Raw genomic sequence first — 13291 nt, 5'->3', positions numbered from 1 at the left:
GCCGCACCGCGATCCCCCCCTGCCCGAAAGCCCCATGCACTTACGAAACAGAGGCCCCCCTTGTCGTCGTATCCGCTCGCAGCGACAGCTCCAGCCACCCCCGACACCCCACCCCACACCGGCGGTCTGCTCCTCCTCATCGACGGAACGGCCGGTCTGCTCACCGTCGCCGCCCTCGGTATCGCCCTCCTGCTCCTCCTGATCATCAAGGCCAGACTCCAGCCGTTCGTGGCCCTGCTCGCCGTGTCCATAGCCGTCGGCCTCGCGGCCGGACTGTCGGTCACCGAACTGTTCGGCACGGTGCAGCGGTCCACCGCCGTGTCGGTCATCGAGACCGGCATGGGCGGCATCCTCGGCCATGTCGCGATCATCATCGGCCTCGGCACGATGCTCGGCGCGATCCTCGAAGTCAGCGGCGGCGCCGAAGTGTTGGCGTCCCGGCTGCTCAACCTCTTCGGCGAGAAGCGGGCCCCGCTCGCCATGGGCCTCACCGGCCTGATCTTCGGCATCCCGGTCTTCTTCGACGTCGGCATCTTCGTCCTCGCGCCGATCGTGTACGCCGCCGCCAAGCGGTCCGGCAAGTCGATCCTGCTCTACTGCATGCCGCTGCTCGCGGGCCTCTCGATGACCCACGCGTTCCTGCCCCCGCACCCCGGACCGGTGGCGGCGGCCGGTCTTCTGCACGTCCAGCTCGGCTGGGTCATCCTCATGGGCATCGTCTGCGGCATCCCCGCCGTGCTCGCCGCCTGGGCCTACTCCGCCTGGATCGGCAAGCGGATCTTCGTCGCCGTACCGCAGGACATGGTCGAGGCCGCCGCCGAGGCCAGGCTGGCCGTCATCGAGGAACAGCGGGCGGCGGGCGTGGAGCCCCGCGAGAAGCCGGTGCCGCTCGGCACGGTCCTCGGCATCATCGGTACGCCGCTGCTGCTGATCCTCGCGGCCACCTTCTCCTCGATCGCCCTCGACCCGTCCACCGGCCGCTCGGTCATCGAGTTCTTCGGCAGCCCCTTCGTCGCCCTCACCATCGCCCTGCTCCTCGCGTACTACCTGCTCGGCATCCGGCGCGGCTGGTCCCGCAAGTCCCTGGAGACCGTGTCGACGTCGTCCCTCAAGCCGGTCGGCAACATCCTGCTGGTGGTCGGCGCGGGCGGCATCTTCGGCGCCGTACTGAAGGCCAGCGGTGTCGCCCAGGCCCTCTCGGACACCTTCAACGACGTCGGCCTTCCGGTGATCGTCCTGTCCTACCTGATCTCCGTGGTCCTGCGGGTCGCCCAGGGCTCGGCGACGGTCGCGATCGTCACCACGGCCGGCATCGTGGCGCCACTCCTCGCCGAAGGGCACCACTCGCAGGCCTTCGTCGCCCTCGTCATCATGGCGATCTCGGCGGGCTCCATCTTCGCCTCTCACGTGAACGACGGCGGGTTCTGGATGGTCGCCAAGTACTTCGGCATCAGCGAGCGCGACACCCTGAAGTCCTGGACCGTCCTGGAGACGGTGCTGTCGGTGGCGGGGTTCGCGGTCGCGGCGCTGGTGAGCCTTTTCTTGTAACAGCCGTGCGGCTAATCAGGGGCTGGCTGTTCCGGGCACAGGATCTTCGACCATACTGCCCGCTGTGGAGCAGCGCATAGGTTCGAACAGCCAGCCCCTGGACGTCCCCGTCGTCCCCGCCGCCGCGGTCGACCCGGCGTACATTCCCGGGCTCACGTCACCCGCGCCCGCGGAGCCGGAGAACACGGTCGAGGAGACCGAAGCGGAGGAGACCGAAGCCGAGGAGACCGAAGCCCAGGAGGCCGAAGCCCAGGAGACCGAGGCCGAAGACAAGGCCGCCAAGGAAGAGGCCTCCGCCGGGGAAGATGCCTCCGACGAGGAAGAGGCCTCCGACGAGGAAGAGGCCTCCGACGACGACGCCCCCGAGTCGGACGCCCCCGTCTTCGAGGCCTCCGACCGGCGCGCCTCGATCACGGCCGACCACAGTGGCGTACGACTGCGTCTGGACGACCAGGAGGCGGAGTTTCGCTGGGACGAGATCGGCGCCGTCGAGACGGAGTCGCCCCGCTTCGGGAAGCGGTTCACCATCACGGTGCACACGCCGGACCGCCGCTGGTACCCGATCGAGATCGAGGCGACGGCCCGGGCGCGCTTCAAGGAGTGGGAGACGCGGCTGGACGAGGTCCTGGACGCCTACTTCCAGGAGTAGCCCCGGTCAGCTCGCGCAGTACTGCGCCTCCTTGCCGATCGACCGGTACATGCAGTCCGCGTTCTCCAGGAGCTGCAGCACCGCGTCCCGGTTGCGTGACGTCTCCCGCTCGATGACCTCGTCGGGCGGGTAGAAGCCGCCGCCGGAGCTGGACGTCGGATACATCTCGAAGGTGTAGTCGAAGATCCTCTGGGTGCCCCAGAGGTAGTCGTCGATCGAGCCGTCCGTGATGTACAGGTCGCTGGACTGCTCCGGCGTGTAGCCGTTGCTGGCGGCCATCTTCTGGCCGACGGCCTTGAAGGCGCCCGCGTCGTCCGCCGTCATGCCGGTGGCGGTGTCGGAGTACGTGTACCCGAAGGGCCACAGCACCAGTTCGCTGTAGGTGTGGAAGTCGATCCCGGCCTTGATCTGCTGCTTCCCGCCGACGACCCGGCCGCGTACGAAGTCGGCGACCACCTTCACCTCGGGCGCGGACTCGGCGGAGGCGCCGCGGTAGGTCTCGGAGGACGTGGAGCCCGAGGAGCCGCCGCAGCAGCCCCACTTGTAGTTCCAGTTCCGGTTGAGGTCCGTACCGACGTACGAGGAACCGGAGTTGGGCTGGCGGTTCTTGCGCCACGAGCGGTACGAGCCGGTCGCGATGTCGTACTCGCCGCCGTCGGGGTTGAGGTCCGGGACGATCCAGATCTCGCGGTTGTTCACCATGGTGGTGACCCGGGAGTCGGAGCCATAGCCCGCGCCGAGCTCGCGCAACAGGTACAGGGCCATCTCGACGGTGAGGTGCTCACGGGCGTGCTGGTGGAAGGTGAGGAGGACCTCGGGCTCGTTCTCGTCGGTCGCCACGTTGTCGCTGACCTTGATGGCGACGATGTCCCGGCCCTGGTACGACTTGCCGATCACCTTCTTGCTCATGATGCTCGGGTAGGCCGCGAGACGCTGGTCGATCTCCGTGTTCGTCTCGGCGTAGTTGTGATACTTCGAGTCAGCCGAGGGGAAGTCGAGGACGCGTACGTCGTCGGCGCCGCTCGCACGGTTCGGCGCCGAGCCGAGCAGCGAGACCTCGTACCCGAGTCCGCGCAGCTTCTTGATCTGGTCCGCGCGTCCCGAGACGACGACGGTCTCCTCGTCGGCCTCGTCCACGGTGACGCCGGCCTGCTGGATCGCCGTACGGGTCACGGGCGTGGTGCTCTGGTGGATCTCGTACTGCCTGATGTCGTCGGAGGAGGGCGCGGGGGCCTTCACTCCGCCGGCCGTGGCGTCGGTGGCGGTGGCGGTGAGGGGAGCCGCGAGGGCGAGGGCAGCGAGAACGGCGAGGGCGGCGGTGCGCCGCCCGCTTCTGCCGGTGCCGTCCGGGCTGCCGCTGCCGCGTATGCGGAGTCGCATGAAGTCTCCTTGGATCTCCAGGAATTCCGGGATCTCCGGAATGTGGGGAGTGGAGCGGGGGGTGGTTCATGGCGACGTGCTGGGTGCGGGTGTGGCGCTCATGGTGAAGGCATGGCATGAGCAGGTCAAGCGAGGACAAAGGGCCGGTGGCGGGAATCGGCCGTATCTCCTGTGATGATCGGTGCGGGCACCCTTGTGCACCCCCGACCCTTTACGCTTTCTTGAAGCGCATGACGGAGACCACTGGGAAGCAAGCTTCAGGGGAGACCATCTCCCGCCCCCACAAGTCCAGTTGGAAGTACATCGGCCCGGGCATCGTCGTCGCCGCGACGGGCGTCGGCGCAGGTGACCTCGTCGCCACCCTCATCGCGGGCAGCAACTTCGGCTACACCCTGCTCTGGGCCGCCGTCATCGGCTGCCTGGTCAAGATCTCGCTGGCCGAGGCGGCCGGCCGCTGGCATCTGTCCACCGGCCGCACCCTCTTCGACGGCTGGGCGAGCCTGGGCCGCTGGACGACGTACTTCTTCGTCGTCTACGCCGTCGTCTGGGGCTTCGTCTACGGCGCGGCGGCGATGTCGTCGAGCGCGCTCCCGCTCCAGGCGCTGTTCCCGGACGTCTTCCCCGCCGACTGGTCGATCAAGCCGTGGGCCGTCATCTGCGGGCTCGTCGGCCTGGTCTTCGTCTGGTTCAACAAGTACGAGGTCTTCGAGAAGGTCATGACCGTGCTGGTCGGTGTGATGTTCGTGGTCACGGTCTACCTGGCCGTGCGCGTCACCCCGAACCTCGGCGACGCCTTCGCCGGGCTCCTCCCCGTCCTCCCCGACGAGAAGGACTCCATCCTCAACACGCTCGGGCTGATCGGCGGGGTCGGCGGGACCATCACCCTTGCGGCGTACGGGTATTGGGTCAACGCGAAGGGCTGGACGAACACCGGCTGGATGAAGGTGATGCGGCTGGACAACCGTGTCGCGTACGCCACCACGGGCATCTTCGTCGTCGCGATGCTCTTCGTCGGCGCGGAACTCCTGCACTCCGCGCATGTCGCCCTCTCCAGCGGCGACCAGGGCCTCATCCAGCTCGGCGACCTCCTGGAGGAGAAGTACGGCACGGCGACCGCCAAGTTCTTCCTGATCGGCTTCTTCGCCACCTCCTTCACCTCACTGATCGGCGTCTGGCACGGCGTGAGCCTGATGTTCGCGGACTTCGTGGAGCGCTACCGAGCGCGCCGCGAGGTGAAGGGCGAGGAGGTGGCCTCCGGCGCCCGCGAGAAGTCCTGGCCCTTCCGCGGCTACCTGCTCTGGCTGACCTTCCCGCCCATCGTCCTCCTCTTCCAGGGCCAGCCCTTCCGCCTGGTCATCCTCTACGGCGTCCTGGGCGCAGCCTTCCTCCCCTTCCTCGCCCTCACCCTGATCTGGCTGCTCAACTCCTCCCGCACACCGCGAGAATGGCGCAACGGACTGCTGAGCAACGCCATGCTCGCGATCGCGGGAGTGCTGTTCCTCGTGCTGTGCGTGAAGCAGATCTGGGACCAGCCCTGGTCGGAGTTCTTCTGAGCTACTTCCTTTGGCCTACAGCGCGTGCACGTGCGGTCCCACGGCGTTCGACCACGCGTTGCCCGCCGACGCGTCCCAGTTCGTCGACCAGGTCATCGCGCCGCGCAGACCCGGGTACGTCTTGGAGGGCTTGAAGGAGCCGCAGTTGCTGCCCTTGGTCAGGCAGTCCAGGGCGTTGTTCACGATGGTCGGGGAGACATAGCCGCTGCCCGCGCCGCTGGTGGAGGCCGGCAGACCCAGGCCCACCTGGGACGGGGAGAGGCCGCCCTCGAGCTGGATGCAGGCGAGGGCGGTCAGGAAGTCGACCGAGCCCTGCGAATAGACCTTGCCGTCGCAGCCGAGCATCGAACCGCTGTTGTAGTACTGCATGTTGACGACGGTGAGGATGTCCTTGATGTTCAGGGCCGTCTGGAAGTACGCGTTCGACGTGGACTGCATGTCGATCGTCTGCGGGGCCATCGTGATGACGAGGGACGAGCCCGCCTTCGCCGACAGCGACCGCAGCGCCTGCGACATGTACGTCGCGTTGAGGCCGTTCTCCAGGTCGATGTCGACGCCGTCGAAGCCGTACGTCTGCATGAGGGAGTAGACCGAGTTCGCGAAGTTCGTCGCCGACGTCGAGTCGCTGATCGACACCGTGCCGTTCTGGCCGCCGATGGAGATGATCACCTTCTTGCCCGCGGCCTGCTTGGCCTTGATGTCCGCCTTGAACTGGTCGACGGTGTAGCCGCCGAGGCCGGCCGAGTCGAGGGTGAAGCTCACCGCGCCGGGCGTGCTGGTGGCGTCGGCGAAGGCGACGGCGATGATGTCGTATGCGGACTGCACGGCGGAGATCTTCTGGACGGTCGCCCCGTTGTTGAAGTTCTGCCAGTAGCCGGTGACGGCGTGCGCCGGCAGCGACGTCCCTCCTCCGGTGGACGCGGTCGTCGTGCCCGTGACCGCCGACGACTTCGCCGACTCACCGGCCGAGTTCGTCGCCGTGACCTGGAAGGAGTACGACGTGGAGGCGGCGAGTGAGGACACGGTCGCCGAGGTCCCCGTCACCGACTGGACCTTCGTACCGCCCTGGTAGACGTTGTAACCGGTAGCGCCCGACACCGTGTTCCAGGACAGCGAGACCGACGAGGAGGTCGTGCCGGCGACCGCCAGACCCCCCGGGGTCGCGGGGACGGTCGGGGCCGGGCCGCCGCCACCGCCGCCGTCGGGGCCGTACACCGACAGGTCGTCCGCGTAGTACGCGGCCTGCCCGTACCAGCCGTGCGTGTACACCGTCACCGAGGTGGTCGACGCGCCAGTGGTGAAGCTGGTCGACAGCTGCTTCCAGGAGGCGGAGTCGGGCGTCCACGTCGACACGTCCGTCGTACCCGTGCCGGTCACGCCGACGTAGCTGTACCCGCCCTGCACCCAGGCGCTCAGCGTGTACGTCGAGTTGGGCTTGACCGCGACGGACTGGGTGCACTGGGCGTTGTCCTGCCCGGCGGGCGTGGCCTTCAGCGCGGCCGAGCCGCCGTGCACCGGGGAGGAGACCGTCGTACCGCTGCTCGCGGAACAGGTCCAGTTGCTCAGGCCCGACTCGTAGCCGCCGTTCTTGGCGTTGTTCACGTCGGCGGCCGAGGCGTCGGTGGCGAGGCCGGTGAGGGTGAGGGCTGACGCGGCGAGTGCGGCGGCGAGGAGCCCCGCCCAGGTACGTCTGCGCCTGGGCATGCCTGATACGCGGTCCACTGGGACCTCCGATGAGGGGAGGGGGGATGGGGGGTGCGCGACGGTGGCCACCGTTGGTTGTTGTACAAGTTGGTCCAGACCAATTCGGTTGTCAAGACCTGTGGAGTCCGCGGAACACTCCAACCCGCTTTACCCGACGGCGAGTTGTGTCATATGCGTCTCACTCTGCGTTGATCAAGCCCGCACCTTCCGTGAGTTGATCTCGGGAAGTCGGTGTTGAGCGGCCCATGCCGTGGATATGGTGCTGATGCAAGAGGACGTCACAGTGACGGTCTGCGGCCATCCGTGACGGTCCATGGCGTAAAAGGGGCGATCTGAGGCGGTGGTTGACCACCCCGCCGCAGCGAACGGGGTGTGTGCAGCGTGCCGACCGCGATAGCCGTCACCAGTCCCGACCTGGTGCTCCCGCCGCACGACCGGCAGACCCCGCCCGCCGTCGTCCAGCCGCTCGACACCCTCGAAGGCTCCCTCACCGGAATGCACGCGCTCATCGAGCAGCACGGGTACGTCATCTCGCTCTACCCCTCCTCGGTCGAAGGAGCCGTCACCCAGCGGCTGCACACCGTCCGCTCCGTCCTGGAGAGCGACCGCATCGCGCTGCTCGGCATCGATCTGCCGCCGCTCGGAGTCGCCCTGCTGGCCCAGCAGCTGCGACAGCTGTCTGTCTGCGACTTCAGTCCCGGCGTGCTCGCCTCCTCCGCCCGGCTGCTCGCCCACTACATCTACGCCGGCGCCCTGCTCGGCTCGGTCGCCAAACTCGACCGCGTCCCGGTGACCCTGACGTCCCACGCCAAGTCCTGGGTGCCGGGCGCCCAGTTCGCCGTACTGGCCAATCCGCGACCGCAGCTCATCAGGGTCGGCCAGGAGGAGCTGCCGGGGCCCGAGTTCGGCACCCGGCTGCTCGCCGCCGCGGGCCAGCCGCCGTCCGACTGGGTCACCACGACCCTCGCGCCCGCCTGGCGTGTCCAGGGCGTCGCGACCGTTCCGCTGCCGCAGGAGTCGGCCCGCTGGTGGGGCACCTCGCGGCTCGTCGAGTTCGCCGCCGGGCTGTACGACGTCTCCGTGCTCTACCAGCTCGTGTCGTCCGTCCGGCGGGAGGAGTGCCACTGGTGCGGGCTCGAACTCATCGGTGACCGCTGCGGGTTCTGCGCGTCGCCGCTGCTGTCGCCGTCATCGTCGCAGGAGCTTCCGGGCACCGCCGTACGGGCAGCCTCTTCGGTACGCGCCCTGCCCCGAGGCGCCACATAAGCACCACGCAGCACACCTGAACACCAGGCACGACCGCTCGACCCCGCCGTCCCCCGCAGATCGAGGTTGTCCGCGTCATGAACTCACGCCAGCGCCGCGGCGTCATCCTGCTGGTCCTCTCGGCCTTGTGCGCCCTGGGCGCCTTCGCCGGAGTGCTTTCGGTGATCCGTGACGTGAACTCCAAGGTCGGCCCGGAGGTGGCGGCGTACCGCCTGAAGGGCGACATCGCGCCCTACAAGGAGCTGTCGGCCGACCAGTTCCAGAAGATCTCGATGCCCAGGCGCTGGCTGTCGTCCACCGCCGTCACCAGCCTCTCCCAGATCCGCGGCAAGATCGCGGTCACCAAACTGGAGAGGGGCTCCCTGCTGCAGACCGACATGATCGTGGACCGTCCCGAACTGGCGGCCGGCCAGCAGGAGATCGCGATCATGATCGACGCGGCGACCGGCGTCGCGGGGAAGATCAACCCCGGTTCGCGGGTCAACATCTACGCCACCTTCAAGGCGCAGAACGACAAGGGCACCGACCAGTCCAAGGTCATCGTCGAGAACGCCCGCGTCATCGACGTCGGCAAGCTCACCGCGCTCGACCCCGGCCAGTCCAGCTCCGACCGCCGCACCAGCGCCACCCAGGCCGTCCCCATCACCTTCGCGCTCGACACCGCCGACGCCCAACGCGTGGCGTACGCCGAGTCGTTCGCCGAACACGTCCGGCTCGCCCTGGTCGCGGGCGGCTCCGACGCGGCCGTCCCACCCGGCGACCGTACGTACACCCTCGACGAGGACAAGTAGGAGGCCGCGCATGACGACCGCTCCCGCTGGGGCCCGTCGAAAAAGGCGTGAACCGCACGCAGTGTGCGACAGCCGTCAAAGGTGCCGTCGATGACCATCCGCATCCTCCCCGCCGTCGGCGACATCGACTCGGCCCGCGCGCTCACCACGCTGCTGAGCCAGCTCGCCGACGCCGAACCGGCCCCGCCCGTCCCCGACTCCACGGCCCTCCTCGACACCCTCGCCCGGCTCGCCGCCGAGTCCCTGGACGAGCTGCCCGAAGTGGTCCTGGTCCACGAACGGATAGGCCCCGTACCCGCGCTGGACCTGATCCGCGACCTGGTGATGCGCTTCCCTGCGGTCGGTGTCGTCCTCATCACCGCCGACACGAGCACCGGCGTCCTCACCGCCGCGATGGACTCCGGCGCCCGCGGCATCATCGGCCTGCCGCTGGGCTACGACGCCCTCGCCGAACGCGTCCAGGCGGCCGCCGCGTGGTCCGCCGGCATGCGCCGCCACCTCCACAGCGGAACGCCCGAGCTGTACGCGGGCCCCGGCGGCACCGTGGTCACGGTGACCGGCGCGAAGGGCGGCGTCGGCGCCACGCTCACGGCCGTCCAACTCGCCCTCGCCGCACGGGCGTCCGGCCGCAGCGTCGCGCTGCTCGACCTGGACCTTCAGTCGGGTGACGTGGCCTCGTACCTGGACGTGCAGTTCCGCAGGTCGGTCGCCGACCTCGCCGGAATCAGCGACATCAACCCCCGCGTCCTCCAAGACGCGCTCTACACCCACGACAGCGGCATCGGACTGCTCCTGGCCCCCGCCGAGGGCGAGCGCGGCGAGGAGGTCACCGACCGGCTGGCCCGCCAGGTCCTCGGTGCCCTGCGCTCCCGCCACGACGTGGTGGTCGTCGACTGCGGCTCCCAGATGAACGCGGCCACCGCGGCGGCCGTGGAGATGGCCGACCAGGCGCTGCTGCTGGTCACCCCCGACGTCGTCGCCGTCCGCGCCGCCAAACGCATGGTCCGCCTGTGGGACCGCCTCCAGATCCGCAAGGCCGAGGAGACGACCACGGTCATCAACCGCCACTCCCGCGGTACGGAGATCCAGTCCTCCCTCGTCGAACGGGTCACCGGCACCAGGGTCGCCCGCTCCGCCGTCCCCGCCGCCTTCAAGGAACTCCAGTCCGTCGTGGACGCGGGCCGCCTCCAGGACCTGGACGCCCGCTCGACGGTCAAGCAGGCGCTGTGGGCGCTCGCGGGCGAGCTGGGTCTCGTGGTCGCCCAGGAGGGCGGGGGCGGCGGACGGCGTCGTAAGGCGTCCTCGGACCGAGGAGCGCTGACCCTGCGCCGAAGGGGCGGCGACCGGGGAGCGGTGACCCTCGAATTCGCCGGGATGTTCCCCCTGCTGCTCGTCGTCATGACGATCCTGTGGCAGTGCGTGCTGTACGGCTACTCGTACTCGCTGGCGGGGAACGCGGCGGACGAGGCGGCACGGGCGGCCACGGCGGCGAACGCGGTCAACGGCGATGTCGCCGGGGCGTGCGCGGCGGCGGGAAGCCGGCATCTGCCGGGGTCCTGGAAGGGCGCGGAGATCGAATGCGGTCCGGCGGGCTCGGTGATGAAAGCCACCGTGAAGGTCGACGTGCCGCTGTTCTTCCCGGGGTTCGACGCGGGCTGGCAGGTGAACGGGACCGCGGGCGCGGCGCTGGAGGGGGACGGCGGATGAGGCCCTCCTTGAAGCGGCGGCTGAGCGAGGACCGAGGCGTCTCCATCCTGGAGTTCGCCGGGTTCCTGCCCATCCTGCTGGTCATCGGGATGGCCGCCATCCAGCTCGGTCTTGTCGGGTACGGCATCAACCAGGCGGGCTCCGGGGCACGAGCCGCCGCGCGGGTCGCCTCCCAGGACGGTGACGGCTCGGGGGCAGGCCAGGCGGCCGTGAGCGGATGGCTGAACCCGGACGTTCCCCCTCCCGCGAAGGGCGCCGACACGACCACTGCGACAGTCACGGTCCACGTCCCTTCCGTCATCCCCCTCTTCGACGACGTGACCGTGGTCCGCCACGCCACCATGCCCACCGACGACTGACCGCTCGTGCGAGAGGAGCCGAAATCATGAGCCTGCGTTCCCGTATCGCCGCCCCCGACGAGGGGGGGCCCGCCCGTGAGGACGGACACCTCGTCGCCGTCTACCGCGCCAAGCTCCTCGAGGAGATCGACCTCGCCGAGATGTCGAGCCTCGCGGCAGCCGAACGCCGGGTACGCCTGGAACGCGTACTGGGCCACATCATCAGCCGCGAGGGCCCCGTACTCTCCTCCGCCGAGCGCTCGCAGCTGATCCGCCGGGTGGTGGACGAGGCCCTCGGGCTCGGCGTCCTCGAACCGCTCCTCGCCGACGCGTCGATCACCGAGATCATGGTCAACGGGCCCGACTCGATCTTCGTCGAGCGAGCGGGCCGCGTCGAGCAGCTCCCCCTCCGCTTCGCCTCGAACGAACAGCTCATGCAGACCATCGAACGCATCGTCTCCACGGTGAACAGGCGCGTGGACGAGTCCAACCCGATGGTCGACGCCCGCCTCCCCACCGGCGAGCGGGTCAACGTCATCATCCCGCCGCTCGCGCTCACCGGCCCGACGCTCACGATCCGCCGCTTCCCCCGCGCGTACACCCTTCCGGAGCTGATCGGCCTCGGCTCGCTCGACGAGCAGATGCTGATGCTCCTCGCGGCCTTCGTGCGGGCCCGCTTCAACGTCATCGTCAGCGGCGGCACCGGCAGCGGTAAGACGACCCTCCTGAACGCCCTCTCCGGGCTCATCCCGTCCCAGGAGCGCATCATCACCATCGAGGACTCGGCCGAACTCCAGCTCCAGCAGGAGCACGTCATCCGCCTCGAGTCCCGCCCCCCGAACGTGGAGGGCAAGGGCCAGATCACCATCCGCGACCTGGTCCGCAACTCCCTGCGCATGCGCCCCGACCGCATCATCGTCGGTGAGGTCCGCGGCGGCGAGACCCTCGACATGCTCCAGGCCATGTCGACCGGCCACGACGGCTCCCTCGCCACCGTCCACGCGAACTCCGCCGACGACGCGCTCATGCGGCTGCAGACCCTCGGCTCGATGTCCGAGGTCCAGATCCCCTTCGAGGCCCTCAAGGACCAGATCAACTCGGCGGTCGACGTGGTCGTCCAACTGGCCCGGCACGCCGACGGCTCCCGCAAGGTCACGGAGATCGCGCTGCTCGTCTCGCACGGCCGCGAACAGTTCCGCGTCGTGCCCGTGACCCGCTTCGTCCCGCGCCCCGTCGGCCCCGACCGCGTCGTCCACGGCCACTTCGAGCATCTCCCGCTCCCGCGCTCGGTCGCGGAGAAGCTGTACGTCGCGGGCGAGCCGCTGCCGCCCGCCTTCGGAGTGGCGGAGGCCATCGACGTACTGAACACGAGGCAGGCGATCGGATGACCCCCAGAACGGAGAGGAGCGAGCCGTGAACAACCCCGCCCTCCTCGCCCTCGGCGCGACGGTGCTGTGCGGCACACTCGCCGTCGCGGGCGTGCACACGTACGCCTCCGGGCGTGCCCAGCGCCAGGCCCTCGTCGACCGTCTCGCCGGCGGCGGCCCCTTGCGTGAGGCCGCCGGCCGCGTACGCCGCTTCGCGGCCGTCGACCGCCGGCTGCGTCGCACCCGCCTCGGCCGCACGATCCACCTGCGCCTGTCGGCCACCGGGCTCGACGTGACGGCGGGCGAGTTCTCCACCTACGTCACCGCCGTGGTCGTGGCCCTGTGGCTGATCGCGTCCGCCTCGCTCGCCCCCTTCTTCGGCCCGATCGCCGGCGCCCTCGGTCTGTGGAGTGCGGCCATCTTCCTCAACTGGCAACGGCAAAAGCGCATCGAGGCGTTCATCAGCCAACTCCCGGACGTGGCCCGCCTGCTGGCCAACGCGACAGCCGCGGGACTGGCCCTGCGCACCGCGCTGGCCATGGCGGCGGAGGAGCTGGAGGCCCCGGCGGGCGAGGAACTGGCCCGGGTGGCCGACCAGTTGACCCTGGGCCGCACCGTCGACGACGCCCTCGGCGAACTCTCCGAACGCCTCCCCTCCCGCGAGCTGATCGTGCTCGTCACGACCCTGGTCCTCGCCAACAAGGCGGGCGGCTCGGTTGTCAGCTCCCTGCGCAACCTCACCCAGACCCTCGAAGACCGCAAGGAAACCCGCCGCGAGGTCCGCACGATGCTCTCCGAGGTGAACGCGACGGCCTTCACGGTCCCGTTCCTGGGCATCGGCTCGCTGGTCCTGATCAACTCCTCGAACGAGGGAGCCCTGGCCCGTGTCACCGGCTCCCCGCTCGGCCAGGGCCTGATCCTGCTGGCCCTCGGCCTCTACACCGTCGGCTTCTTCGTCATCCGCCGCCTCGGCAAGATCGAAGTATGA

Annotated in this window: 11 protein-coding genes; 9 read left to right on the top strand and 2 right to left on the bottom strand. The window is 69.4% G+C overall.

Going from position 1 to position 13291, the window contains the following annotated elements; all coding sequences use genetic code 11:
• Nucleotides 1–60: 60 nt before the first annotated feature.
• Nucleotides 61–1548: a gluconate:H+ symporter gene (locus AB0D27_RS14415; RefSeq protein ID WP_362507145.1), complete on the top strand. Its 1488-nt coding sequence runs from the start codon at nt 61–63 to the stop codon at nt 1546–1548.
• Between the two features lie 64 nt (nt 1549–1612).
• On the top strand, nt 1613–2197 hold the full coding sequence (locus AB0D27_RS14410; protein WP_362507142.1) for a hypothetical protein: 585 nt from the start codon (nt 1613–1615) through the stop codon (nt 2195–2197).
• A 6-nt stretch (nt 2198–2203) separates the two neighbouring features.
• Here AB0D27_RS14410 and AB0D27_RS14405 read toward each other — a convergent pair whose 3' ends face one another.
• Nucleotides 2204–3577, bottom strand: coding sequence for a M14 family metallopeptidase (locus tag AB0D27_RS14405; protein WP_362507140.1), 1374 nt, complete (start codon nt 3575–3577; stop codon nt 2204–2206).
• Between the two features lie 230 nt (nt 3578–3807).
• Between AB0D27_RS14405 and AB0D27_RS14400 the strand changes: the two genes are divergently transcribed.
• Complete coding sequence (locus AB0D27_RS14400; protein WP_362507138.1) at nt 3808–5130, top strand: Nramp family divalent metal transporter; 1323 nt, start codon at nt 3808–3810, stop codon at nt 5128–5130.
• A 15-nt stretch (nt 5131–5145) separates the two neighbouring features.
• Here the strand turns inward: AB0D27_RS14400 and AB0D27_RS14395 are convergent, their stop codons facing one another.
• Nucleotides 5146–6834, bottom strand: a complete 1689-nt coding sequence (locus AB0D27_RS14395) for a glycoside hydrolase family 18 protein (RefSeq protein WP_362507135.1) — start codon at nt 6832–6834, stop codon at nt 5146–5148.
• A 381-nt stretch (nt 6835–7215) separates the two neighbouring features.
• Here AB0D27_RS14395 and AB0D27_RS14390 point away from each other — a divergent pair, with 381 nt between their 5' ends.
• The 6 genes from AB0D27_RS14390 (at nt 7216) to AB0D27_RS14365 (ending at nt 13291) form a co-directional block, all read left to right on the top strand.
• Nucleotides 7216–8100 carry a hypothetical protein gene (locus AB0D27_RS14390; RefSeq protein WP_362507132.1) on the top strand — a complete coding sequence of 295 codons (885 nt, stop codon included), beginning with the start codon at nt 7216–7218 and terminating at the stop codon, nt 8098–8100.
• A 77-nt stretch (nt 8101–8177) separates the two neighbouring features.
• Complete coding sequence (gene cpaB / locus AB0D27_RS14385; protein ID WP_362507129.1) at nt 8178–8891, top strand: Flp pilus assembly protein CpaB; 714 nt, start codon at nt 8178–8180, stop codon at nt 8889–8891.
• Between the two features lie 90 nt (nt 8892–8981).
• Nucleotides 8982–10598 (top strand): AAA family ATPase, encoded by a 1617-nt coding sequence (locus AB0D27_RS14380; RefSeq protein ID WP_362507127.1) that lies wholly within the window; start codon nt 8982–8984, stop codon nt 10596–10598.
• Nucleotides 10595–10957, top strand: a complete 363-nt coding sequence (locus AB0D27_RS14375; protein WP_362507124.1) for a TadE family protein — start codon at nt 10595–10597, stop codon at nt 10955–10957. The genes AB0D27_RS14380 and AB0D27_RS14375 overlap by 4 nt, the downstream gene beginning before the upstream one ends.
• A 26-nt stretch (nt 10958–10983) precedes the next feature.
• On the top strand, nt 10984–12324 hold the full coding sequence (locus tag AB0D27_RS14370) for a CpaF family protein (protein WP_362507122.1): 1341 nt from the start codon (nt 10984–10986) through the stop codon (nt 12322–12324).
• Between the two features lie 25 nt (nt 12325–12349).
• On the top strand, nt 12350–13291 hold the full coding sequence (locus AB0D27_RS14365) for a type II secretion system F family protein (RefSeq protein WP_362507119.1): 942 nt from the start codon (nt 12350–12352) through the stop codon (nt 13289–13291).

The organism is Streptomyces sp. NPDC048415 (genome assembly GCF_040651675.1).
Lineage (GTDB): Bacteria > Actinomycetota > Actinomycetes > Streptomycetales > Streptomycetaceae > Streptomyces.
The sequence above is the reverse complement of the archived record's forward strand: the minus strand, read 5'-3'. Positions and strand labels throughout refer to the sequence as shown.